The organism is Thiothrix sp. UBA5583 (assembly GCA_002425225.1).
Classification (GTDB): Bacteria; Pseudomonadota; Gammaproteobacteria; order Thiotrichales; family Thiotrichaceae; genus Thiothrix; species Thiothrix moscowensis.
In genome coordinates this window covers 18300-41707 of record DILV01000015.1, presented here as the reverse complement: position 1 = coordinate 41707, position 23408 = coordinate 18300, and the positions used below count along the sequence as shown (strand labels likewise).

20 protein-coding genes, 3 tRNA genes and 1 pseudogene are annotated in these 23408 nt (G+C 53.4%); 22 read left to right on the top strand and 2 right to left on the bottom strand.

The annotated features are described in order from the left end of the window. Positions 1-190 precede the first annotated feature (190 nt). The 13 genes and pseudogenes from B2U47_RS04820 to B2U47_RS04760 all read left to right on the top strand — a co-directional run bounded on the left by B2U47_RS04820 (position 191) and on the right by B2U47_RS04760 (position 13063). Entirely contained in the window at positions 191-961 is a 771-nt protein-coding gene (locus B2U47_RS04820) for a respiratory nitrate reductase subunit gamma (RefSeq protein ID WP_296681468.1), read from the top strand. A 35-nt stretch (positions 962-996) separates the two neighbouring features. Then, a complete protein-coding gene (dsrK, locus tag B2U47_RS04815; protein ID WP_296681466.1) occupies positions 997-2565 on the top strand; it encodes a sulfate reduction electron transfer complex DsrMKJOP subunit DsrK in 1569 nt (522 codons plus the stop codon). Positions 2566-2650: 85 nt separating this feature from the next. Then, positions 2651-4612 (top strand): NAD(P)-binding protein, encoded by a 1962-nt coding sequence (locus B2U47_RS04810; RefSeq protein WP_296681465.1) that lies wholly within the window; start codon positions 2651-2653, stop codon positions 4610-4612. Between the two features lie 38 nt (positions 4613-4650). Next, complete coding sequence (locus B2U47_RS04805) at positions 4651-5169, top strand: hypothetical protein (RefSeq protein ID WP_296681463.1); 519 nt, start codon at positions 4651-4653, stop codon at positions 5167-5169. Beyond that, the gene (gene dsrO / locus B2U47_RS04800; protein ID WP_296681461.1) at positions 5166-5918 is read left to right on the top strand and encodes a sulfate reduction electron transfer complex DsrMKJOP subunit DsrO; all 753 of its coding nucleotides are present in this window, start codon (positions 5166-5168) and stop codon (positions 5916-5918) included. The genes B2U47_RS04805 and dsrO overlap by 4 nt, the downstream gene beginning before the upstream one ends. Positions 5919-5935: 17 nt before the next feature. Next, positions 5936-7144, top strand: coding sequence for an NrfD/PsrC family molybdoenzyme membrane anchor subunit (nrfD, locus tag B2U47_RS04795; protein WP_296681459.1), 1209 nt, complete (start codon positions 5936-5938; stop codon positions 7142-7144). A 129-nt stretch (positions 7145-7273) separates the two neighbouring features. Then, positions 7274-7381: pseudogene (locus tag B2U47_RS04790) on the top strand (formylglycine-generating enzyme family protein); the annotation flags it as partial. Positions 7382-7582: 201 nt separating this feature from the next. Beyond that, complete coding sequence (locus tag B2U47_RS04785) at positions 7583-7933, top strand: hypothetical protein (RefSeq protein ID WP_296681457.1); 351 nt, start codon at positions 7583-7585, stop codon at positions 7931-7933. Next, positions 7917-10766, top strand: a complete 2850-nt coding sequence (locus B2U47_RS04780) for an SUMF1/EgtB/PvdO family nonheme iron enzyme (RefSeq protein ID WP_296681455.1) — start codon at positions 7917-7919, stop codon at positions 10764-10766. Before B2U47_RS04785 ends, B2U47_RS04780 begins: the two co-directional genes overlap by 17 nt. Positions 10767-10899: 133 nt before the next feature. Then, positions 10900-11196 (top strand): BrnT family toxin, encoded by a 297-nt coding sequence (locus B2U47_RS04775; RefSeq protein ID WP_296681453.1) that lies wholly within the window; start codon positions 10900-10902, stop codon positions 11194-11196. Continuing rightward, positions 11197-11400 (top strand): hypothetical protein, encoded by a 204-nt coding sequence (locus B2U47_RS04770; RefSeq protein ID WP_296681451.1) that lies wholly within the window; start codon positions 11197-11199, stop codon positions 11398-11400. A 9-nt stretch (positions 11401-11409) separates the two neighbouring features. Further along, entirely contained in the window at positions 11410-12285 is an 876-nt protein-coding gene (locus tag B2U47_RS04765) for a DMT family transporter (protein ID WP_296681450.1), read from the top strand. Continuing rightward, positions 12275-13063 (top strand): L,D-transpeptidase family protein, encoded by a 789-nt coding sequence (locus tag B2U47_RS04760; RefSeq protein ID WP_296681448.1) that lies wholly within the window; start codon positions 12275-12277, stop codon positions 13061-13063. The genes B2U47_RS04765 and B2U47_RS04760 overlap by 11 nt, the downstream gene beginning before the upstream one ends. On the opposite strand, the gene B2U47_RS04755 is transcribed toward B2U47_RS04760, so the two are convergent. Both B2U47_RS04755 and B2U47_RS04750 read right to left on the bottom strand, forming a co-directional pair. Further along, a complete protein-coding gene (locus B2U47_RS04755) occupies positions 13048-13458 on the bottom strand; it encodes a gamma-glutamylcyclotransferase family protein (RefSeq protein WP_296681446.1) in 411 nt (136 codons plus the stop codon). The two genes, B2U47_RS04760 and B2U47_RS04755, sit on opposite strands and share 16 nt — an antisense overlap. A gap of 150 nt (positions 13459-13608) precedes the next feature. Then, entirely contained in the window at positions 13609-13824 is a 216-nt protein-coding gene (locus B2U47_RS04750) for a hypothetical protein (RefSeq protein WP_296681444.1), read from the bottom strand. Between the two features lie 82 nt (positions 13825-13906). Between B2U47_RS04750 and B2U47_RS04745 the strand changes: the two genes are divergently transcribed. The 9 genes from B2U47_RS04745 (at position 13907) to B2U47_RS04705 (ending at position 23398) form a co-directional block, all read left to right on the top strand. Further along, a complete protein-coding gene (locus tag B2U47_RS04745) occupies positions 13907-15169 on the top strand; it encodes an AfsR/SARP family transcriptional regulator (RefSeq protein WP_296681442.1) in 1263 nt (420 codons plus the stop codon). 21 nt (positions 15170-15190) lie between these two features. Further along, the gene (locus B2U47_RS04740; protein WP_296681440.1) at positions 15191-15655 is read left to right on the top strand and encodes a phosphatidylglycerophosphatase A family protein; all 465 of its coding nucleotides are present in this window, start codon (positions 15191-15193) and stop codon (positions 15653-15655) included. A 233-nt stretch (positions 15656-15888) separates the two neighbouring features. Beyond that, positions 15889-17301: a glutamate--tRNA ligase gene (gene gltX / locus B2U47_RS04735; protein ID WP_296681439.1), complete on the top strand. Its 1413-nt coding sequence runs from the start codon at positions 15889-15891 to the stop codon at positions 17299-17301. 113 nt (positions 17302-17414) lie between these two features. After that, a complete protein-coding gene (locus tag B2U47_RS04730) occupies positions 17415-17864 on the top strand; it encodes a CBS domain-containing protein (RefSeq protein WP_296681438.1) in 450 nt (149 codons plus the stop codon). A 43-nt stretch (positions 17865-17907) separates the two neighbouring features. Continuing rightward, a tRNA-Ala gene (locus tag B2U47_RS04725) sits at positions 17908-17983 on the top strand. Positions 17984-18011: 28 nt separating this feature from the next. Next, on the top strand, positions 18012-18212 hold the full coding sequence (locus tag B2U47_RS04720) for a hypothetical protein (protein ID WP_296681436.1): 201 nt from the start codon (positions 18012-18014) through the stop codon (positions 18210-18212). Between the two features lie 20 nt (positions 18213-18232). Further along, a tRNA-Glu gene (locus B2U47_RS04715) sits at positions 18233-18308 on the top strand. A 38-nt stretch (positions 18309-18346) separates the two neighbouring features. After that, positions 18347-18422 (top strand) — tRNA-Glu (locus B2U47_RS04710). Between the two features lie 101 nt (positions 18423-18523). Then, positions 18524-23398, top strand: a complete 4875-nt coding sequence (locus tag B2U47_RS04705) for an alpha-2-macroglobulin family protein (protein WP_296681434.1) — start codon at positions 18524-18526, stop codon at positions 23396-23398. The last annotated feature ends 10 nt before the right edge of the window (positions 23399-23408 follow it).

Here is a 23408-nt window from a genome sequence, read left to right as displayed (position 1 = left end):
ACGAAGAATGCTCCGGCTTGCCGGAGCCTCTTCTCAAAGAGTTTACCACTCACCCCAACCTCTCTCCCTCAAGGGAAGAAAGGCTAAGAGAAAAACCTTCTTGCTCCCCCTCGCCCCTTGAGGGAGAGGGGGCAGGGGGGTGAGGGGTAGAACCTTTCAGAAGAGAGAATCTAGGAACCAGGAGTACGCAGTGACATTCGTAAGTATCCTTTACGGACTGTTGTTCTGGGCGGCAACATTGATCCTTGTTATTGGTGTAGGGATGAAAATCCGCCAATACTGGAACACACCAGCCCCATTGAAAATTCCGACTACACCAGCACCTGTGACTCAAGGTGGGGTGGTGTGGCGCATGTTCAAGGAAGTGGTTTTTTTCCAGAGCCTGTTCCGTTCCAACAAGGTTTTATGGCTGTTTGCATTCCTGTTTCACATCTCTTTGTGGCTGGTATTGATCCGTCATACCCGTTATTTCATGGAAATGGGGTCAATCCTGACTTTCATGCAGCCATTCGGCCGATACGCAGGCATTACGATGGTGCTGGGGTTGGCTGGCTTGTGGGCGCGTCGTTTTCTGGTTGACCGCGTGCGTTACATTTCCGCGCCATCTGACCATTTGATGTTGGCACTGCTGATTGGTATTGGCATGAGCGGCTTGATGATGAGCTTTGTTTCCCACGCTGACGTAACTCAGGTAAAAGCATTCTTTGGCGGCATGTTGACCTTCGGTTTCTTTGGTGCAGAAGGTGCTTTGCCTGCTGACCCGATTGTGTTGGTGCATCTGTTGCTGGTCGCCATCCTGATGATCATTTTCCCGATCAGCAAGTTGTTACACGCGCCGGGTGTGTTCTTTAGCCCGACCCGTAATCAGGTGGATAACCCGCGTGAAAAACGCCACATATCCCCTTGGGCACTGGAACTGGAACGCCAGGGTAAGACATTCCTGAGCGAGCTGAACAAGTAATTGCGTGTACGGATCAGATTTAAGAGGCATCTATCGTGGCTGATTACGAGATTCCAAAACTGACTGGGGAAGGCTATACCGAAGTCCCGGCAGTCAAAGAAGATACCATGAAGGGTTCTGGCCCGTTTATCGCCAAGGCGGATTTCCAGAAAGCGATGGGTTTTCCGACTGACTTTGCGGCAGTCGGTGAGCTGGTTCCCAACTGGAAAGAACGTGCGCTGGAAAAAATGGCTGACTTGAAAGGCCGTTACCGTTCCCTGCAAGTGTATCTGGACATCTGCGTCAAGTGCGGTGCGTGTACTGACAAGTGTCATTATTTTATCGGTACTTCCGATCCCAAAAACATGCCAGTGGCGCGTCAGGATTTGCTGCGCAAGGTGTATCGCCGTTACTTCACGTTTGCGGGCAAATACTTCCCGAAACTGGTGGGCGCGGTTGACCTGACCGAAGATGTGATCAAGGACTGGTATAACTATTACCACCAGTGTTCACAATGCCGCCGTTGTTCCGTGTTCTGCCCGTATGGTATCGACACCGCTGAAATCTCGATGGCAGCGCGGGAAATTCTCGACCATGTTGGTTACGGTTCCAAGTATAACAACGAAATCATCGGCAAGGTTTTCAAGATCGGTAACAACCTTGGCCTGCCGGGAATGGCGCTGGCAGATACGCTGGAAGGTTTGGAAGAAGACGTGGAAGCAGATACCGGCATCGCGGTGCGCTACCCACTGGATCTGGAAGGTGCAGAAATCCTGCTGGTGACGCCATCAGCCGACTTCTTCGCTGAGCCACACATTGATGGCTTGATCGGTTACGGCAAGGTATTCCATGAAACCGGCGTAACCTGGACGTTTAGCTCACACGCCTCCGAGGCCGCCAACTTTGGTATGTTTGTCGGCTCTTACGAAAATATGCGTCGGGTTTCCCTGCGTGTGCGTGAGGCGGCGATCAAGCTCAAGGTCAAGCGCATTGTATTTGGTGAATGCGGTCATGCCTGGCGCGTGGCGTACAGCTTCCTGAATACCCTGGCTGGGCCGTTCGATTTCTTGGATCAGCGTTACCCGATTCCGCAACACATCCTCGAATACACTTGGGGTGAGCTGCAAAAAGGCACGTTGAAAATTGATAAAACCGAGAATGACGATAAGGTGCTGACTTTCCACGACTCGTGCAACGTGGCGCGTGGTAGCCGTATGGGCGATTACCCCGGCGGTCAGTTCGACATTCCGCGTAATGTTATCAAAGCCGTGTGTAACCACTTCGTGGACATGCCTGCCGATACCATTCATGACGCGACTTTCTGTTGCGGTGGCGGTGGCGGTTTGTTAACCGACGACCTGATGGAACTGCGGGTGAAAGGCATCCAGCCACGTGCGGAAGCCCTGCGGCATGTTTCCTTGCACAACGGTGTGACGCACATGGCAGCGATTTGCGCCATCTGCAAATCCCAGTTTACGAAGGTGTTGCCGTACTACGGTTTCACCATGGATCAGATTGTCAGCGTCCACCAGTTGGTGAGCAATGCAATCATCCTGCAACGCCAGGAGTCCGTGATTCCACCACGGCCTAAAGATGATGATGAGGATGAGGACGACGACGCATAAGACGTTGGCTTTCCTCTGATCCGATAACGTTTTAAGTATTGATTGATCCGGTATTGTCCGGGTTTTCCAACAGGAGATAGTAAGCATGGCAACCGCAGCTCACGACAGCAAGCTCAAAGGTAATGGTCTCACGTTCCGCCGTTTCAAGGATGGCGACCATGAATGGGACAGTATGCACGACAAGATTTTTGTCGCTGATACCAGTCACAAATGCCCGACTTACATCCACAAGACACCACCTTGCCAGGGTAGCTGCCCGTCTGGTGAAGACATCCGTGGCTGGTTGCAGATTGTGCGCGGCATCGAGAAGCCACCGGTTGGCATGACCATGCAGGAATACGCTTTCCGCCGTTCCACCAATGCCAACCCGTTCCCGTCCATGATGGGGCGTGTTTGCCCTGCACCGTGCCAGACGGGTTGTAACCGTAACGACGTTGACGATTTCGTTGGCATCAACTCGGTTGAACAATACATCGGCGATACTGCCATTGCTAACGGCTTCAAATTTGAAGCAGGTGCAGAACTGAGCGGCAAGAAAGTCGCCATCATCGGCGGTGGCCCGGCAGGTATGGCAGCGGCTTACCAGTTGCGCCGTATGGGTCACGCCTCCACTGTGTTTGAACAGCACCCTGAATTGGGCGGCATGATGCGTTATGGCATCCCTGGCTACCGCGTTCCACGCGACAAGCTGGCGGCAGAAATGCAGCGCATCATCGACATGGGCGACATTACCATCCAGTGCAACACCAAAGTAGGTACTGATGTAACCGTTGAGCAATTGGAAAGCGATTTCGACGCGATCCTGTGGACGGTGGGTTGCTGGAACGGTCGTGACCTGTTCGTTGAAAAGTTTGCCGAAACACCCAACTGCATTTCTGCGGTCGATTTCCTGGAAGCTTTCAACAAAGGCACGATGAAATACACTGCCCCGCGCGTAGTGTGTGTGGGTGGTGGTGATACCTCCATCGACGTGGTATCCGTTTCCCGTCGGATTGGTACATTGGCGAACTACGCAGAAAACGGTGAAGATTCCGCTACTGGCAAGCTGGTTCACGGTGAAGTGGGCGAGAAAGTGCCTGCGACTGTCACCCTGACCACCCTGTTCCCGCTGGATCAAATGACCGCAGCAGAACACGAAGTACAGGACGCGCTGAAAGAAGGCGTTACCATCCTGACCGAAGTCATGCCGAAAGAAATCGTGTTTGGCGCTGACGGTCGTGCCATCGGCCTGAAAGTGGTTGAGTGCGTGATGAAAGGCAACATGCCGCAGCCAAAAGAAGGCGGCAAGGAAACCATCATCGAAGCAGACCTGATCGTGTCCGCGATCGGTCAGTTCGGCAAGCTGGATGGTCTGGATGCTTTCAACAACGGTCGTAACCAGATCGACGCTGATGCCCTGTACCGTGTCAAAGGCAAAGCCAAGCATTTTGCAGCAGGTGACATTATCCGTCCACACCTGTTGACCACCGCTATCGGTCAGGCTTCCATCGCTTCCCAGACCATTGACCAGTTCCTGAAGGCTGAAGAGCTGAAAAAACGCCCGAAAGTGGACAAGCACCACTTCGACCTGATGCAGAAGCTGCATGAGGCTGGTCTGGATCCAGCCAGCTACGAAGCAACCAAGGCTGACGACCTGCGCGGTACTTCCGACGCGAAATTTGCAGTACACAACTACGATGACCGTTCCAAGAATGTGATCGTGCCATCCCGTGATCTGTTCCTGGGGCATTTCAACAAGGTTGACCGCAACCTGCGTACTGAAGACGTGCCGACCGCTGAAGAAGTACTGGGTCACTTCGCTGAGCGGATGAACCCGCTGGCAGAAGCTGATGTGGTCAAGGAAGCCAAGCGCTGCATGAGCTGCGGCATGTGCTTCGAGTGCGACAACTGCGTTATTTACTGCCCGCAAACGGCTGTTTATCGTGTGCCTAAGAAACAGGCAACACTGGGCCGTTACGTTGCTACCGACTACGCCAAGTGCATCGGCTGCCATATCTGTGCAGACGTTTGCCCAACCGGCTACATCGAAATGGGTCTGGGTGAGTAATCACCCGCGCCTTGAGTGCAGGCTCGACAGGAATCAGCATGACTAGCAAGTTTTCAAAGGTAATTCTGGCATCAGCGCTGGCTTTAGCCACGCTGCTGGCAGGTTGTAGCAAAGGCCCAACCGAGGCTGACCTCAACCTTGCCACAGCAAAGCAAAAGGCCAATGAATGCGTTGAGCCGGAAAACGTGATCCGTACCAAACACATGGACATGCTCATGCACCAGCGTGATGCAACCATGATTGAAGGTATCCGTACCAAGCAACACAGCCTGAACGAGTGCATCAACTGCCACGTTGCCCCGGTCAAAGCCGACGGTTCGCCGTTGCGTTACGGTGACGACGAGCATTTCTGCACTACTTGTCACGCAGCAGTTGGGCAAAAGATCGACTGTTTCCAGTGTCATGCTGACCGCCCGGCAGCAGATATGCAGGACTACCAGCACAAGGTCGGAAGTGCGGAAGCCCATCATTTCACGCAAGGTGTGACGGCTGCACAAGCACCGTCAGCGGCAGAAGTCCAGATGGTAGCGCAACCTGTACAAGGAGCTGCGAAATGAGCGAGAACCGTGTTGACGAATACCGCCGTCGTTTTGTGGCGGCACTCGGTGGTGCTGCTGCCGTTGCTACGGTTGCGCCCGGTTTCATCCTGCGTGAAGCCCATGCTGCCGGTGAAGTGGCTGCCAAAGACCCGGCTCAAGCTGTAACCAGTGCCAAGCGCTGGGGGATGCTGATTGACGTTACCAGGCTCACTGATGGTGGGCGTGGCATGGTTGCCGCCTGCAAGAAAGAACATGGTTGGGATAACAACCCGCATTCTGCCCCTGAGCAAAAAGCCCATTGGGCACGGGTGGTGAAAGTTACCGACAAGCTGACCAAAAACAGCTTTGAATTGCCGGTGATGTGCCAGCATTGCGAACAACCGCCGTGCGTGGATGTGTGCCCGACAGGGGCATCCATGAAGCGGGCTGACGGTATTGTGCAAGTCAACAAGCATATCTGCATCGGTTGCCGTTACTGTATGATGGCTTGCCCTTACAAGGCGCGTAGCTTTGTGCATGAACATCTGGTCGATCAGAAAATGCATTCGCCGCGTGGTATTGGCACGGTGGAATCCTGCAATCTGTGCGTCCACCGGGTGGATAACGGGCAGTTGCCAGCGTGTGTGCAAGCAGCACCGGATGCGGTTACGTTCGGCGATCTCAACGACCCGAACAGCACCATCAGCCAGAAGCTCAAAGCGATGGGCGGCAAGCAAATCCGTGCTGACCTGAATTTGAACACTGGTGTGCGTTACTACGGCATTTAACGGAAGGGCAGTAATCCATGGCAAGTCAATCTATCACTTTCCGCGAAACCCGTGAAAGTAAGGGATTTTTCATCCTGCTGGCGGTATTGGGTGCATTCCTGGCATTGGGTGCATTGGCGTTTTTCCACAACGAACACCACGGGCATTACGTTACCGGCATGAATAACCAGATCGTGTGGGGGTTGCCACACGTGTTTGCGATTTTCCTGATCGTAGCGGCGTCGGGTGCATTGAACGTCGGTTCGATCGGTACGGTGTTTGGCAAGGGCATTTACCAGCCGATGGGACGTTTGTCGGCACTGGTGGCGATGTCGCTGCTGATCGGTGGTCTGATTGTACTGGTACTGGATTTGGGTCGCCCTGACCGTTTGATCGTGGCAATGACGACTTACAATTTCAAATCCATTTTTGCGTGGAACATCATTCTCTACAACGGTTTCCTAGCGTTGGCTGCGGTTTACGTGTGGACGATGATGGATCGCCATGCCAAGAAGTTCTACAAGCCAGCCGGTTTCTTCGCGTTTAGCTGGCGCTTGATCCTGACGCTGGGGACAGGTTCCATCTTCGGTTTCTTGGTGGCTCGTGATTTCTATAACTCGGCAGTCATGGCGCCGTTGTTTATTGTGATGTCGTTTGCCTTCGGCTTGGCAGTGTTCATTCTGGTGCTGTATTTTGCATACACTTGGACTGGTCGCCCGCTGGGTGATGCGGTGCTGAACCGTTTGCGTTACCTGTTGGCGGTGTTCATCGGTGGTGTGCTGCTGCTGGAATTGGCGCGTCAGTTGACTGGTTTGTATATCGCGCAACGGGCGGGTGTAACCTACTTCATTTTGTTTGAAGGCGGTATTTACACCCAGTTGTTCTGGGTAGGGCAAATCATGCTGGGTAGCTTACTGCCATTGTCGCTGATTTTCTGCCGCAAGCTGGCGAACAACCGTGTGGCGTTGTTGTTGGCAGCGGGTTTCACCATTCTGGGTGGCTTTGCCCAACTGTATGTGATTCTGGTCGGTGGGCAGGCGTATCCGCTGACGCTGTTCCCTGGTGCGGAAGTTTCCAGTGATTATTTTGATGGTGTGGTTAACAGCTATACCCCAAGTATTTGGGAGTTGATGCTGGGTCTTGGTGGTATTGCACTCGCGTTGGTTATGGTGACTATCGGGGTGAAGGTGTTGCGCTTCTTGCCAGAATCACTGGCAGATAAAGTGGCTGATCCACATAGCAAGTAATTGCCACCTGTTGAAACAAGGAGACCGGCTGCGTGCCGGTTTTTTTGTGGGTAAAAAAACTTGTGAAGTTTTATTTGCAAAACTGCCGCTTATCGGTCAGATTAATGGCGGGTTGGGGCAACTCGCGGCGGTTCCTGGAACAATTCTACCGACAACGTGCGGTGCGCTATTCGTAACAGGAATCATCCCAACAACCGAAACAACAATCTGGGGTTTCGAGTAGTGTTGGGAGAGTGAGTTCTCCATAGTCAACGGCTTGCATTCGGCAGAGCGGTGTATCCACGGATAGCCGACGGTGGTGCAATGACCAATAGCCAGCTTGCCCCGACCCGGATCGCGACGGTTTGCCCTCCGGTCAAATAGCGAAGTGACTCCGCATCCTGTCTTGGGTGGCGCGGTGCGGGGTTTTTTGAAGGAGGCGAAGAAAGGAGTGTTGTCATGGTTTGGAGGTTGATTGCGGTTATTTGGGTATTGGCGCTATTGGTAGGGGTGGCTTTCCATTTCTCGGATGAAATCTTTGCCTTGACCCAGCATGTTCTTGCACTTGATCCGGCGGGGATGGAGCGGATTCTCAAGATTGAGGAAATGCTTGCTAAAGGTTTGGGAATTTTGGGTGTAATTCTGACATTTTTTGCGGCGGTCTGGCATTTTGTCGAAGGTAAGCAGTCAGATAAAGCCCAGGCTGGCAATGTGACAACGACAACCTTCCGTAAAGATGTTCTGGTAGGTGGTGATCTTACCTTGGGCAACAAAACGGTAAACGGTGGGAAAGATGCTGGACAAGGCTAACACGCTCTTCAAAGGCAAGGTCGAAGTCGATCAGGATTTCGTGCAGGGTGACAAGAACACCATCGAAAAACTGGTGATCAACCTCTACGGTGATCAGGCCAGCCCGCAGTTTACCGATGAGGAATTGCAGCAGCAGCTTGCTGAATATCGCCGTTATATCGTTGAAACCTACAAATATCTGGATTTCAAGGGAATTGATGGCATTGCCGAAGCGGTGAAAGGCTCCAGCGGCGTTACGTTGGAAGCGGTGTATGTGCCACTCCGTGCCCGGCTGGATACGCCGGATGGCGAGTCATGGCATCGTTTGGGCGGGCGCTATTATTGTGGAGCCAAGGCAATGGCAGGCAGTGACCCTGATGCACTGGAACAGGAAATCCTGAAAGCTGAAGCCTCTGCGTTGCCCGTTGAACAATGGATCAACAACCAGCAGGCATTGGTGATCCTCGGCGACCCCGGTAGCGGCAAATCCACCAGCATGAAACGGCTCGCATTAGGTTTGGCGCAACGTGACAACGCGCCGTTGCCCATCCTGTTGCCCCTGAATGCCTACAGCAAGGAACTGGAGCGCGACAGCATCAGTTTTGAAAATTTCCTGCCTGACTATTTCCAGTGCAAGCGTACCCAACTGGACAGGGACAAGCTGCAACGCTTGTTCACCGAAGCACTCCAGCAGCAAAAAGCGGTTGTGCTGATGGATGGGCTGGATGAGGTTGGTAATAACCGGGGTAAGGTCGTCTCACAAGTAGAAGACTTCGTGCGGGCGTGGATTCCTGACCCGGCTAGCCAGCAACAAAGCGGCAACCGCATGGTTGTCACCAGCCGGTTTGTCGGCTACCGCGATTACCCGCTGCGTGACCCGCGCTGGCAGACAGTTGCCCTGAATGACTGGAATGAGGAGGAAATCGGGCGGTTTTTCCAGGCATTTACGCTGGCGGCTGAATTGGCATGGGCGGGTGGTGAGAGCCATGAAAACGCCCAGCGTCTGGCGGAAAACGAACTGCAATCCCTGTTGCAAGTGATTGGCAATAATACCGGCATCCGGCGTTTGTCGGGCAACCCGTTACTGGCATCCTTGTTGGCATTGATCAAGCGGCAAGGAGTGACGCTGCCACACCGTCGGGTAGAACTTTACAACCTGTACATGGGAACGCTGCTGCGTAGCTGGAACCGCAGCCGTAGCCTCGACAAACAACCTATCGGCCCGGAAATCGACTTTTCCCCGACCCAACGTTTGCTGGCGAAACTGGCCTTGCATCTGCGTAAAACCAATCCGCAAGGTGGTCTGATCCACGAAGACGCCATGCGTGATTACCTGCTGGATTACTATCAGGAAGATGGTTATACCCGTAAGGAGGCAGATGAGCAGTCAAAGGGTTTCCTTGATTCTGTCCATAAATACTCCAACCTGCTGATCGAAAAAGGCCATCGACAGTATGGCTTCATCCACCTGACGTTTGAGGAATATTTGGCCGGTTTCGGTCTGGCACTGGAGCCTGAAAAAGCCTTGTGTGAAACCATCCCTGAACTGCTGCAACAACCGGAACACTGGAAAGAAACCCTGCTGCTGTCGCTGGGGGTCATGTCGGTGGTGAACACTGCCCCTGAAAAAGCCAACGGCATTCTGGAAGAATTGCTTGCCATTGGTGAGTCAGGCCATATCCTGTTTGCGGGCGAAGCTTTGAATGACGTGGGTGTGACGGTACTGGGCAACCGCATGACCCGCAAAGTCCAGCAGGGTTTGCAGGATTTGATGCGCAATGGCGAAGCCGACATGCAGGAACGTGCCGGAGCGGGGCGCATCCTGAGTGATATAGGTGATCCGCGCCCCGGTGTGACGGTAAAAAAAGTCAACGGTTTGCCTGTCATGCGTCAACGGGGCGAGCAGAAACACACTATCCCTGACATTGACTGGGCAAAGATTCCAGCGGGAACATTCCAAATGGGGACAACAGGGGATGAGGGCTACAACGACGAAAAGCCAGCCCATGATGTAACCTTGCCCGAATTCTTTATCAGCCGTTATCCGGTGACAAACGCCCAATATCGCTGTTTCATCGAAGCAGGCATGTATGAGGATAAAGCCTTTTGGCATGAAAAACTGCCGGAAGCTGCCGGTTTGTGGCTTGCGGGGGAAATGGTCGGCGAAAAGTTGCTGGAGACATGGTCAGAGAAAAGCCGTGATGCGTATAAAAACTGGCTGAAAAACGATAGGAAGCGTTTTCAGCCTTATTACTGGAAGGATAGGAAGTTGGGGCTTGATAACCATCCTGTGGTTGGTGTGTCGTGGTTCGAGGCATTGGTGTACAGCGTTTGGCTGAATGATTTGCTGGCGGATATTAAACCTGAAGGGGTGGTAGATAGGCCGCAAATCCGTCTGCCAACTGAAGCTGAATGGGAATATGCTGCCCGTGGCCAACAGGGCCTGCGTTATGCGTGGGGGGATGAGGCCGACGCCAGCATGGGGAATTATGATGATGGCAAGATAGGTCAAACTTCAGCGGTGGGAATGTTTCCGGCGGGGAAGGCATTTGGTTTACATGATATGACAGGCAATGTCTGGGAGTGGACGAGTAGTCGTTGGGGCAAGGATGCCAATAGTACTGATTTCAAGTATGACCAATGGGAAGAACAGGAGCTTGAGCGTGATTCTCTTGATATTGTTGATTATAAAATACTTCGCGGCGGTTCCTGGTACAATTCTACCGACCTCGTGCGGTGCGCTTTTCGTGTCGGGACTCATCCCGACCTCCGGGACCCCATTCTGGGGTTTCGAGTAGTGTTGGGAGAGAGAGTTCTCCCTGGCTTTTCTGCGGTGCTGGGTGCTGGCGACTGATTTCTGATTGCTGACCTTCTGATTTCTCAAAACCTTTCCGTTGGCACGGCTTGCCCGTAGTAGTAGGATGCTTGGGGTCAAGACAAGGGACGCCGCGAAGCGGCGACGCGCAAAAAATAATAAAGGAGCCACCGTGCAGTATAATTTTGAGTGGAATCCCTTCAAGGCTGAAACCAATCGACGTAAACACGGTATTGGTTTTGAGCAAGCAGCGGAAGTGTTCCTTGATCCTTTGCAAATGACACTGTTTGATGACAGCCATAGCGATGACGAGGAACGTTGGCTAACACTCGGTAAGACTAGAAAATCTGGTCTGTTGGTAGTGGTTCACACGCTGGTGGAATATCATGATAACCAGACAATCACCGTCAGGATCATTTCAGCAAGACCGGCAACCCGGCATGAACAGCAACAGTATGAGGCTGGTTAAATGAAAGAAGAATACGATTTTTCCAAAGCCGAGCGTGGCAAGTTTTATCGCCCCAACGCCACACTGAACCTGCCTGTCTATCTTGATGAAGATGTGCGTGAATATTTTTCTGTCAAAGCCAAGGCGAAGGGTATTGATGTGCAGAAACTGATTAATGAATTGCTGCGCAAGGATATGGCATTGATTCAGGAGGTTTCAGGCTAAACAAGCATAATGCCTTCAGCTATTCGCCTTCTTCCTGTCGCAGCCCTGCTGTTCTCCGCCACCCTGTGGGGCCTGTTCTGGTATCCCTTTCGCCTGCTGGAAAACCTCGGTATCGGTGGGCTGCCCGCCATTTTCCTGGTCTACACCCTGCCGTTATTGCTGATTGGCTGGCGCTATGCCAACGCCCTGCTACAGGCGCGGCGTTACTGGTTGTGGTTGCTGGTGTTGGGGCTGGCATCCGGCTGGAGCAATGTCGGCTACGTGCTGGGCGCTCTGGAAGGTGAAATCATGCGTGTGTTGCTGCTGTTTTACCTGTCACCGTTGTGGACAGTCCTGCTGGCAAGATTGCTGCTGGCGGAACGCCTGAATGCCATCGGCTGGTGGGTTATCCTGCTGTCACTGGGCGGCGCAATGGTGATGTTGTGGCAGCCACAAGCCGGGTTGCCATTGCCCGCCAACCGTGCCGAATGGCTGGGCTTGTCAGCAGGCATGACCTTTGCACTGAGCGTAGTGGCAGGCCGTTATCTGGGGGCAAGCGTCAGTGATGGCGTGAAAACTGTGGCAGTCTGGGCAGGTGTGGCTTGGCTGACGGCTGCCGGTTGGCTGCTTTACCCCACACCAGCGTTGCCAGCATTGCCCGGGCAGGCCATCGGCTTGTTGCTGGGATTGGCGCTTGCCATTGCCGCCGTGACTTATGCGGTGCAATACGGCGTGGCGCGATTGCCTGCCAGTCAGGCCAGTGTCCTTTTCCTGTTTGAACTGGTGGTAGCTGCACTGGCGGCCTACTGGCTGACCGCTGAGCGCATGACCTTGCAGGAGTGGGCAGGGGCAGTCATGATTGTGGCGGCAAGTTTGTTTTCGGGGAGAATGCAACATGAAACATAAACACGGCTGGCAAGTTCTGCTGTTACTGGGGTTGTTAACCCTGCTGTCAGCCTGTTCACGCAGCCCGCAACCTTCGTTGGCAGACCTTGGCTTGCCGGAGGCTACCCGCCAGGTATTGCTGGTACAAAGCAGCCGCTGGAACAGCACCATCGCCAGTTTGCAACGAATGGAAAAAACCGCCACTGGCTGGCGAGCGGTCGGCAACAGTATTGCAGTCAGGGTCGGGCGCAACGGTATGGGCTGGGGCGCGGGCTTGCACGCTGATGTACAGGGTGTGGAGAAAATGGAGGGTGACGGCAAAGCACCCGCAGGCATTTTTCCCTTGGGCACAGTGTTCGGTTACGCTGCAGAAGCACCAACAGGATTGCGGATGCTGTACCGGCAGGTGGGGGAGCGGGATTACTTTGTTGATGCAGTCGATTCCCCTGATTACAACCATTGGCGCAGTATTCCGCTTACCGAAGCCAATGAACCCAAACAGCGCTGGAATTCGTTCGAGCGGATGCGTCGGGATGATCACCAATACGAATACGGCATGATCGTCGGGCACAACATGATAGGTACGCAAGCCGGGCGTGGTAGTGCCATTTTCCTGCATGTGTGGCTGAACCCGGCGACGCCAACGTCTGGCTGCACCGCAATGAGCAAGGAAGATCTGCTGACGGTGCTGAAATGGTTGAAGCCCGCCTCCAATCCTTTACTGGTGCAGGTTCCCGTGGATGAGTTTGCTAGGTTGCATGTCAGTCAGGAGCCTGAGAAGACTTACCCAAAACCCTGATACCTCAGCATAAATGTGCTGATTCCCACTGTACGGAAATGTTCTTCATCCCATGCCTTTCCAGTGGAAATATCGGCATATTCCGGGCGCAGCACATACACATCTGCCGCCAGCATTTTGCCGTTGCCATCGGCTACCATGACCGGCAGCCGTGCGTAATAGTCCCCCTCAAACATATCCAGCCGCTGCATATCTGCCGTATTCACGGCGTAATACATGCGCCCTGCGATGCAGTCAGCCGCTGAGGCAAGCACAGCTACCGGGTATTCCTCCCCCTTGACCGCAAGCCGCTGATAGCCATGCAGGGTGGCAGGGCAGGATGCATACGTGCCATTCACAACCCGTGACCAGACGGGCGCGAACATCAGTGAACCGTAGGTGAAGACATTGGGCATTGGTAAAACCTCAGGACGTTGGCAGACAGTGCTACGCCTGCATTTTCCATGCCGGGAGTATCTTTGAACAGGGTAAATTGACGGGGGAGCAGGGGACGGAAAATGACGTCGGGTGGCTTGCAGGAGGAGGGCAAGCCACCCGTCAAAGGCTTATTGTTGTTCAGCCTGTGTGGCAACCGGTGCTGCCGGGCGGGTTCTGGTATCGTTTGCCATCTTGATAGTGGCAGTTGCTACCGGTTTTTGCGCTGCGGCGACCTGGGTGTCGGATGATGTGTTGGCAGCAGTCATTGCGCCAGCGCCACCGATAACAGCAGCCAGAATGAATCCCAATGTAATGGGGTCTGCAAATCCGCGCATCATTTTCATGATAAATACCTCTTTGTTTCAATATACGATGGGTGCAGAATACAGCCCCAGCGTCAAACAAAGGTCAAAGTCGGCGAAGACGATGAAAAAAGTTAAACTGTTGTTATTCGGCGGTTTTCGTTTGATAAATATCAATGGTGAAACCCTCACACCAAGCGCCCGCAAGGCCAAAGCGCTGCTAGCATGGCTGGCGGTCAACCCCGACCAGCAATACCCACGGGAGAAACTGGCAGCAGTGTTGTGGCCTGACAGTGACGAAACACAAGGACGGCACAGCCTGCGTCAGGCGTTGGCAGATTTGCGCAAGGTCATTCCCGATGACAACGGGCCATTGCACACCACCAAGGACTGGATCATGCTCGACAGCGGGCAGATCGACGTTGATGTCCATATTTTCAATGCTTGTCTGGCGGCTGGTGATGAGGCAGCGCTGGATCAGGCGATTGATGCCTACAAGGGCGAATTTCTGGAAGGCTGTAACCCGCATTCCGATTCCTTTGACGAATGGCTGGCAACTTACCGTGCCGATTTCAGCGTGCGTGCTTCAGCCGCCATCGAGCAGCGCCTGCAACAGTTGCTGGAGCAGCAGGATTATGAGCGAGCTTGCTATTTCGCCGTGCGCTTGCTGGGGATTGAACCCTTGCAGGAGCAAGCCTACCGTGCCCTGATGCAGGCTCATGCCGGTCTGGGTAATCTGGCGACCGCCTTGCGCTGGTACAGGCGTTGCCGCAGCTTGTTGCAACGTGAACTGGGGGTTGAGCCTGACCCCGCGACCCAGGCGTTGTACAAGGCATTGATGGCAGGACAGGAGGACACAGACCCTGCTGTTGCCGAAGAGGAGGCGGCGGCTTATTGCCTTACCTGTAATTCCGGTAAACCTGCCAGCCGCAAGCCGTTGGGTAGCCGTGAGCGGGTTCTGTATCTGCTGGAAAGTGCGCTAGAGGGCATTCTTGACCAGATCGGCGGGCAGGGTTTCCTGATTCGGGGCGAAAGCAGCAGTGAGAAGTCCGTCATTATCAAGGCGGCCACCCAGTTGGCGGCATCACACGGTTTTTCCTGCTGCCAGCGCCAGATTCCTCAGATGTCTGCGGATACGGATGGGCAAGTCATACAGGCACTGATCGGTGGTTCGACGGATTGCTTGTCCCGCCAGCCGGTCTTGCTGGTGGTGGAGGATATTCATCTTGCCAGCATGGATACGCTGAAGTTGCTGGCAGAACTGATTGCCGTGGCGGGTAGTGGTGACATCCTGCTGCTGATGACATCCTGTTTTGGCGGGGAACCGCTTGATCCGGTCTGGCGTGGTGCCATGCGTGGTGCACCACTGACGACCATTGATCTGTAAAAGAGCATCATTGTGAATGATTTGAGTAAAACAGTCCTGGCATCGCCAGTGCATTTTCTGGCTTTTGGTTTTGGCAGTGGCTTGTCACCCAAGGCTCCCGGAACCGTAGGGACGTTGGCGGCAATTCCACTTTATCTGCTGTTGGCTCCGTTGCCGCTGGGCTGGTATTTGTTGGCGGTACTGCTGGTTGTCGTGTTGGGTATCTGGTTGTGTGGGGAATCCTCCCGGCGACTCGGGGTGCATGATCATGGCGGTATTGTTTGGGACGAATTCGCCGGTTTCCTGCTGACCATGACTGCCGCACCGCAGGGATGGTGGTGGATTGTGCTGGGGTTTGCCCTGTTTCGTCTGTTCGACATCTGGAAACCCTGGCCTGTGCGGATTGCAGACCGTAACGTGCACGGTGGTTTGGGGATCATGCTGGATGATTTGCTGGCGGGTGTGTATGCCTGGCTGGTGTTGCAACTGCTGGCGCGTTTCCTGTAGGCCAGATAGCAAAAAGCCTTCCTGATGGAAGGCTTTTAATGCGTGAAGCTTGTTATTATTATTGCTGGCTTCAGTGCGGTATAAAAAGAAGGGGTTTAGCCCCTATTGTTGTTTTTATTAACCCCTTTAGCCCTTTGAACAGGTGTTATTGTGCGGCGATGGCACTGAATTGGAACTGAATAATTTGATTATTTTTCATTCAGTTAGTCTTAAGGTTTATTATCTGGAAGCTCATGAACGTCAGAACCCGTTTTGCCCCTAGCCCGACTGGCTACCTGCATATTGGTGGTGCACGCACTGCCTTGTTTTCCTGGTTATACGCCCGTAAAACCGGCGGAACTTTCATCCTGCGGATCGAAGATACCGACCGTGAACGTTCCACTCAGGAATCCGTCGATGCCATTTTGCAGGGCATGGAATGGTTGCAACTGGAACATGACGCAGGCCCTTTCTACCAGACCCACCGTTTCGACCGTTACAAGGAAGTGATCCAGCAATTGTTGGATACAGGCCACGCCTACCACTGCTATTGCAGCAAGGATGAGCTGGAACAGATGCGTGAAACTCAAATGGCTCGCAAGGAAAAACCACGTTATGACGGGCGTTGCCTGGGGCGTACTGATGTGCCGGAGGGGATTGCACCAGTGATCCGCTTCCGCAACCCGCAGGATGGTGCGGTGGAATTTGACGATCTGGTACGCGGTAAGATCACTGTCAGCAACAAGGAACTGGATGATCTGATCATCGCCCGTTCCGATGGCACGCCGACCTACAACCTGACGGTGGTGGTGGATGACATCGACATGCAGATTACCCACGTTATCCGGGGTGACGACCATATCAACAACACCCCGCGCCAGATCAACATCATGCGGGCGCTGGGTTGCGAGCCACCAAAATTCGCCCACGTACCGATGATCCTTGGGGCGGACGGACAACGCCTGTCCAAACGTCATGGCGCAGTCAGTGTCATGCAATACCGCGACGAAGGCTTTACCCCGCAGGCACTGCTCAACTATCTGGTACGCCTGGGCTGGTCGAATGGCGATCAGGAAATTTTCAGCCGTGCGGAAATGATTGACCTGTTCTCGCTGGAAGCTATTAACCGTGCCCCGTCTGCTTTCAGCCCCGACAAGTTGCTGTGGCTAAACCAGCATTACCTCAAAACCCTGCCAGTGGAAGAACTGGAGAGCCAGTTGCAATGGCATTTGCAGGCACAAAACCTGGATGTATCCAGCGGCCCGGCACTGGCGGACATGATCAATGCCCAGCGTGAACGCGCCAAGACCCTGGTGGAAATGGTCGCGATCAGTCGCTATTTCTACGAAGATTTCGCTGCCTATGATGAAACTGCCGTGCAAAAGCAGTTCAAGCCAGAAACCGCAGATACCCTGCAAGCCGTCCATGCGGAACTGGCAGCCTTGGTTGATTGGAAGGCTGAGCCGATCCATGCTGCTATCCATGCCGCCTGCGAAAAACTCGGGCTGAAACTGGGCAAGGTAGGGCCACCGTTGCGGGTTGCTGTTACCGGCAGTACTTCCTCGCCTTCTCTGGAAATCACCTTGGAACTGGTCGGGCGTGAGCGTGTCCTCGCCAGAATCCTGCGGGCTGTCGGCTTTATCCGCTCTTTGCCAGCGGCTGGTTGATCCACCCCTAAAGGTCAGTATGGTGTAAGGTTTTTTCATGCTATGTTCATGCTGCGGTTGCAAATAAAACAGCAGCCGCAGCAATAAAATTCAGCGTACAACGAGGAGGAAGCATGAAAGTTAAAGACATCATGACTACAAACGTAAAAACAGCCCAGGCAAGCACTCCGGTCAGGGATATTGTCGAGGTGATGTGCTTCAACAAGATCAGCGGTATGCCGGTGGTGGATGACAACAACAATGTGGTGGGTGTTGTCTCCGAGAAAGATGTGCTGCGCAAGATGTTCCCTGATATTTCCGAGGTTGCCAAGGAAGAGGGTGCGCCCGACTTTGAAAGAATGGAAAAAGACTACAGTGACGCCCTGATGCTTAAGACCGGCGACATTATGAGCAAGCTGGTTGCGTCAGCCAGCCCGGACATGCCTGTGATGAAGGCTGTTTCTCTCATGTGTGTGCAAAAAATCCGTCGTATTCCAGTGGTAGAAGGTGGCAAGCTGAAAGGTATCATCAGCCTTGGCGATGTGCATAAAGCAATCTTTGCAAATTCCTTAAAAGGTGCTTGACAGAATCGGCGGATTCCCTCAGAATTCGCCTCTCTTTAGCCGTGGGGCTATAGCTCAGCTGGGAGAGCGCTACAATGGCATTGTAGAGGTCATCGGTTCGATCCCGATTAGCTCCACCAAATTTTGACCGCTGCGAGAGGTATTTGTATGGATCGCATTGGTCGGTACAGCTTGATTGCTGGTTTGATCATAACAGTGACGGGTCTGGTATTAGGATTCGGTTTCATGTTTGCAGACAGTGATGAGTTGGCTAAAATATTTTTAATGGCTGTGCCAGTCGGCTTTTTGGTATTATTTGCCGGTTTGTCTACAGTCGTGCTGTTCTCGCCAAGAGACAGCAACAAATAGGTTTGGAAGTTTATATCAGCGACCCTATCGTCTAGAGGCCTAGGACACGACCCTTTCACGGTTGTAACCGGGGTTCGAATCCCCGTAGGGTCGCCACTTTTCCAACCTGTTACAATTTGTGGTTTTACATCAGCGACCCTATCGTCTAGAGGCCTAGGACACGACCCTTTCACGGTTGTAACCGGGGTTCGAATCCCCGTAGGGTCGCCACTTTTTTCTCGTATTTTTCCTTTGCCCTTTCTCGCTGCAAATATTCACCCCAGCCATTATCATATAACCTTTGTCTTCTAGCAGGGACGGAGAAAACAATAATGTCTCATCAGGCTTGTCGCCGGTTTTCCTTCGTGTATTTCTGGTTACTGTTGGGCGTGCTGTTGTCTGCACCGCTGGTGAACGCTGCGGAAAAACTGTCAGGTTTGCCAGAGTACAGTAATGAAGAGCTGCTGACGCAAATGCTGGTGGTGGATGTAGCAGAACGGACGCTGGATAACAGTTCTGCACTTGCTATAACCTTTTCACAGGATTTGCAGCCTTCTGATGATCTGTCTTCTTTTGTAACCCTGACGGTTGGTGGCAAGTCAGTGGCGGGGAACTGGGTGTTGATCAATGAGCCGCGTCGCCTGTATTTCCCCAATATCCAGCCACAGACTGAATACCGCATCCAGATCAGGCCAGGTGTCACTAGCCAGAACAAGTTGAAGCTGCAAAAACCGCTCGATATTACTCTCAAGACCCGCGACATTCTGCCTGCATTTGACTTCGCCAGTCGGGGAAGCCTCCTGCCCGCCAAGCTAACAGATGGTTTGCCTATCCGGGTGGTGAATGTGCCGGAACTGGATATTGAATTCCTGCGGGTACAACCTGACAAGCTACACACCATGCTCAAACGTATCCGTTTGGGTGAGCGTCTTGGGCAGTGGCAACTGGAGGAAATCCACGAGGCGACAACCAGTGTTTATGCCAACCGTTATCTAACAGGAGCCAAGCCGAATGCGGATACTGCTATGAGTATCCCGGTGGAGACTATTCCTGAGCTACAAACGCAAGGGCTGTATTTTGCGGTCATGCGCCAGCCGGGGCGTTTCGGTGAGGAGGCTTACCGGATTGCCCCATTTGTTGTGAGCAATATCGGTTTACATGTACGTCTGTATTCACGTGGGATGGTGGTGTTTGCTAATGCCCTCGATACAGGCAAGCCCTTGCAGGGCGTCAATCTTGAATTGCAAGGTGATAATAGCTCGCTGGAGGTGGTAACTGACGAAAACGGGCAGGCGAGTTTTACGCATCTGCCACAGGGAAGTTTACTGCTGATGGCTGAATTGGGTGGGCAGTTTGCTTTTCTGGATGTGCGTGATACGGCACTCGATTTGTCGGGGTATGCGGTGACAGGTAACAAGGATCGGGTACTGGCTCCGTTTGTTTACGGTAATCGTGACTTGTTCCGACCGGGGGATACACTGGATTTGTCGGCGTTGTTGCGTGAGCGTGATGGCAAGCCAGTTTCAGTTAGCCATTTGAATCTGCGGCTGGTGCGCCCGGATCAGCGGGTTGTGCTGGATGAAGACCTGACGGCGAGCAACCCTGATCTGGGTTTTTTCAGTTACCGTTTTCCAATCCCGGTGGATGCCCCCAATGGCGAATGGCAGGCGGAGGTGCGTCTCCACCACAAGGACGAAATACCCGCCAGCCGTTTTGCGTTTCGCGTGGAAGCATTTGTGCCGGAGCGGATGGCACTTTCCCTGGCGACTGAAAACAAACGGCTTGCCAGTGGTGAAAAGCTGATGGTGGCAGTGCAAGGCGATTATTTACATGGTGTCCCGGCGGCGGGCAACCGGGTGACTGCCAGCAGGTCGGTGGCAGTGAATCACCACCCGCTGGATGTTTTCAGGGATTATTATTTTGGTCATCCTGAAGACAGGAAGCTAGCCGGAAAAAGCGAGCTTCCTGACGTGCTGCTCAGCGAGACGGGAGGTGGTTTTCTGGAAGTACCTGCGCTGGAGGGTAAAATTCATTCACCGCTGAATGTGAGTATCATGGCAAGTTTGCATGAAACCGGAGGACGCAGCAGCAGCGGTGAACTGAAAGTGCCTTTCTGGCCTGCACCGCAATTGGTAGGTATCAAGCCGGAGTTTGCCCATGATACGGTCGATGCCGGGGGCGATGCTGCGTTCGAGCTGATACGTGTGATGGCAACAGGAGAGGCAGCACCGCTGGATCGCCCGCTGGTTGTTTCGTTGGTGAAGGAGTCCGGGGATTACTTCTGGAAATACAGCGACAAGCAGGGTTGGTTGCGTCAGGATGCTTCCACCGCTGCTCCCGTTTTGCAACAAAAAGTGCAGCTTGACGACAAAGCCTTGGGTAGGGTGGTTTTTGCCGTACAGCGTGGGTTTTACCGTCTGGAAGTTGAAGACCCGCAGACAGGTTTAAAAACGGTTTATCCCTTTCATGCAGGCTGGGACAGGGAACAGTCGGAAAATGCGGCTAATCGGCCTGACCGGATTGAGCTGTCGCTGGACAAGCCCGCCTATGTGGCAGGTGATGTCGCTCGCTTGAGCATCAGGCCCCCCGCAGCAGGGGAGGCAGTTGTAGCAGTTGAGGGTGATGGATTGTTGTGGTCACAACGTATCCATTTGCCCACAGATGGGTTGGTTATGGATATTCCTGTTGACAAACAATGGAATAGGCATGATTTGTATGTCACGGTCATGGGCTTCCATCCTGCTGATCCTCGTCAAAAGGTTGCTCCCCAGCGGATGCTGGGTGTACTGTTTTTGCCGCTGGAGCGGGAAGAGCGGCGTTTGCAACTGGTGCTGGAAACACCTGAGCAGGTATTACCCGAGCAAAAGGTCAATGTCACCGTTCGGGCAGAGCAATTGGCTGGGCAAGCTGCCATTGTGACGCTGGCGACAGTCGATACAGCGGCATTGGCTGCTACGGGTTTCAAGACACCTGATCCGTTTGCCTTCTATTTTTCGCAACATGAATACGCTGTCAGGTTGTACGATGATTACGGCAAGATCATTCGTGAGAATGATGGGTTGGTCAGGCAGCAAAGTGTAGTGGGGGGCGCAGGTCATGATAAGGCAAGCTCGCCCACCCCAGTCAACGCTGGAATTGTTGCCTTGTTTTCCGGGGCGGTGTCATTTGACCAGCAAGGTGTTGCTAACATTGATTTGCAGTTGCCTGCTTTTGATGGAACGTTGCGCCTGATGGCAGTAGCCGCTACTGCTGAGAGTTTTGGCAATGCCGAACGTGAGTTGAAAGTAGCTACTCCGGTAGCTGCCAATCTGGCTGCGCCTGGTTTTCTGGCTATTGGTGACAACGCCTTCGTGTCGGTTGACTTGCACAACAGTACAAGTGAACAGCAGGCGATTAATCTGAAACTGTCTGCCAGCCTTGCATTGAAAATGGATACACTGGACAAGGAGATACTGCTGAAGCAAGGCGAGCGCACGACTTTGCAATTTCCGTTGGCAACAAGCGGGCAGATGTTGGGAAATGGCTTGATCCGTCTGGAACTGGTTGGCAAGCATTTTACCTTGCACCGGGAGTTGCCCTTGATCATCCGCCCGGCTGTGTATCCTGCCCGCCAACTTGTGCTGAACAGGGTGTTGCAGCCCAAAGAAAGTATGGATGTCAACGCAGCCGTTACGCAGGGCTTCATGTCGGCTGGCTTGACGGCTAACCTGAATCTTTCCCCAGTACCTGCCTTGCCTGTACGCACGGCCTTGCAGAGCTTGTCCCATCACACGTCCGATTCTCTGGAACAAGTAGTCAGCAGGCTATGGCCTTACCTGTATTTGCAAGCCGACATGGCTGAAAGTCTGGGTATGGAAGCCTTGAGCAGGGAACAGCTCCAGCGGCAGCTCAATCATGCCTGGTTGCGGCTGGGTGGGATGCAATTGCCAGATGGCGGCTTTGCATTATGGGATGGTTCAGTAGAAGCAAGCGACTGGTTGGCTCCCCACATGGCAGATTTCATGCAGGATGCCAAGAATCAGGGTTTTGCTGTACCGGAATGGTTGTGGCAACGTACCCTGACAAACCTGCAACAACGTCTGGAGGATAATACTGCACCTGCCGAGCGCCGCTATGCAGGTTCCGAAGCCGCAGCACATCTGGATTTGGCTGTACGTGCCTATGCCGGTTATGTATTGGCACGCACCCGTAAAATATCACTGGTGACATTGCGTGCCCTGTATGACGAGTCAGCAGGTAAGGCCGTATCCGGTTTGCCACTGGTGCATCTGGGGTTGGCACTGAACATGATGGGGGATAAGCAACGAGGCGCAGCCGCTATTCAGCAGGCTACAGAACGGGTGCGTGATGACCGGGTATCTGTGGGTGACTATGGCAGCGCGTTGCGGGAAGAGGCCGCCATGTTTTACCTGCTGCTGCGTAACAAGCTGCTGACGCCTGATGAACAGGTCGGACGTATCAACACACTGGCTGAATGGTTGCGCAAACGTACCCGTCTCAGTGCCCAGGAACAGTTGTTCGTGGCGTTGGCTGGTCTGGAAGCCGGACGAAAATCCACTGGCGGCTGGCAGGCTATCTTGCAAAAGGGTGCTGACACGCTGGAACTGGAAGGAAATGGTCTACAGATACATTCATTCCTGAGCGATGTCTTGCACCAGGGCATTACCCTGGCAATAGGTAGCAAAACAGCGTTGTATGCTAGTTTGTCACTCACTGGCTACCCGGATATACCAGTCACACCCGATAACGACCCTATTGAAATACGGCGTGAGTGGTATGACATGATGGGCAAAAAAGTCCAGTTGCAGGACATCCGGCATGGGCAATTGCTGCTTGTACATTTGTCAATCAGCAGCAATGTCCATATCAGGGATGCAATGGTTGTGGATCTGTTACCCGCTGCATTCGAGCTTGAAAAGGTTGACCTGAAACAAATCGAACGGCTGGAAAGTCTGGTTGTGGAAGGGGATGGCAGAACAGTGCTGGAATTGATGGGTAACAACAAGCCCCGTATGGAAAAGTTGCAAGCAGACCGTTATAGCGCCGCTTTGCCCCTAGTAGCCAAGAATAGGCATCACCTGTTTTATATTGTAAGGGTGATTGCGGAAGGCGAGTTTGTTGTTCCCCCCCCACATGTGGAAGACCTGTACCGACCGGAACTGAATGGAACCGGAGCAAGCCCCGGTATCTTGCGTGTTGCCCGCTGATTTTCTGGAA

Bases quoted from the DNA above. Each gene is read 5' to 3' on its own strand.
- B2U47_RS04750 (WP_296681444.1), bottom strand. From the start codon at position 13,824: ATGAAAATGATGCGCGGATTTGCAGACCCCATTACATTGGGATTCATT.
- B2U47_RS04765 (WP_296681450.1), top strand. From the start codon at position 11,410: ATGCCTTCAGCTATTCGCCTTCTTCCTGTCGCAGCCCTGCTGTTCTCC.
- B2U47_RS04745 (WP_296681442.1), top strand. From the start codon at position 13,907: ATGAAAAAAGTTAAACTGTTGTTATTCGGCGGTTTTCGTTTGATAAAT.
- B2U47_RS04730 (WP_296681438.1), top strand. From the start codon at position 17,415: ATGAAAGTTAAAGACATCATGACTACAAACGTAAAAACAGCCCAGGCA.
- B2U47_RS04705 (WP_296681434.1), top strand. From the start codon at position 18,524: ATGTCTCATCAGGCTTGTCGCCGGTTTTCCTTCGTGTATTTCTGGTTA.
- B2U47_RS04780 (WP_296681455.1), top strand. From the start codon at position 7,917: ATGCTGGACAAGGCTAACACGCTCTTCAAAGGCAAGGTCGAAGTCGAT.
- B2U47_RS04805 (WP_296681463.1), top strand. From the start codon at position 4,651: ATGACTAGCAAGTTTTCAAAGGTAATTCTGGCATCAGCGCTGGCTTTA.
- dsrO (WP_296681461.1), top strand. From the start codon at position 5,166: ATGAGCGAGAACCGTGTTGACGAATACCGCCGTCGTTTTGTGGCGGCA.
- B2U47_RS04720 (WP_296681436.1), top strand. From the start codon at position 18,012: ATGGATCGCATTGGTCGGTACAGCTTGATTGCTGGTTTGATCATAACA.
- B2U47_RS04810 (WP_296681465.1), top strand. From the start codon at position 2,651: ATGGCAACCGCAGCTCACGACAGCAAGCTCAAAGGTAATGGTCTCACG.
- B2U47_RS04755 (WP_296681446.1), bottom strand. From the start codon at position 13,458: ATGCCCAATGTCTTCACCTACGGTTCACTGATGTTCGCGCCCGTCTGG.
- gltX (WP_296681439.1), top strand. From the start codon at position 15,889: ATGAACGTCAGAACCCGTTTTGCCCCTAGCCCGACTGGCTACCTGCAT.
- nrfD (WP_296681459.1), top strand. From the start codon at position 5,936: ATGGCAAGTCAATCTATCACTTTCCGCGAAACCCGTGAAAGTAAGGGA.
- B2U47_RS04785 (WP_296681457.1), top strand. From the start codon at position 7,583: ATGGTTTGGAGGTTGATTGCGGTTATTTGGGTATTGGCGCTATTGGTA.
- B2U47_RS04760 (WP_296681448.1), top strand. From the start codon at position 12,275: ATGAAACATAAACACGGCTGGCAAGTTCTGCTGTTACTGGGGTTGTTA.
- B2U47_RS04770 (WP_296681451.1), top strand. From the start codon at position 11,197: ATGAAAGAAGAATACGATTTTTCCAAAGCCGAGCGTGGCAAGTTTTAT.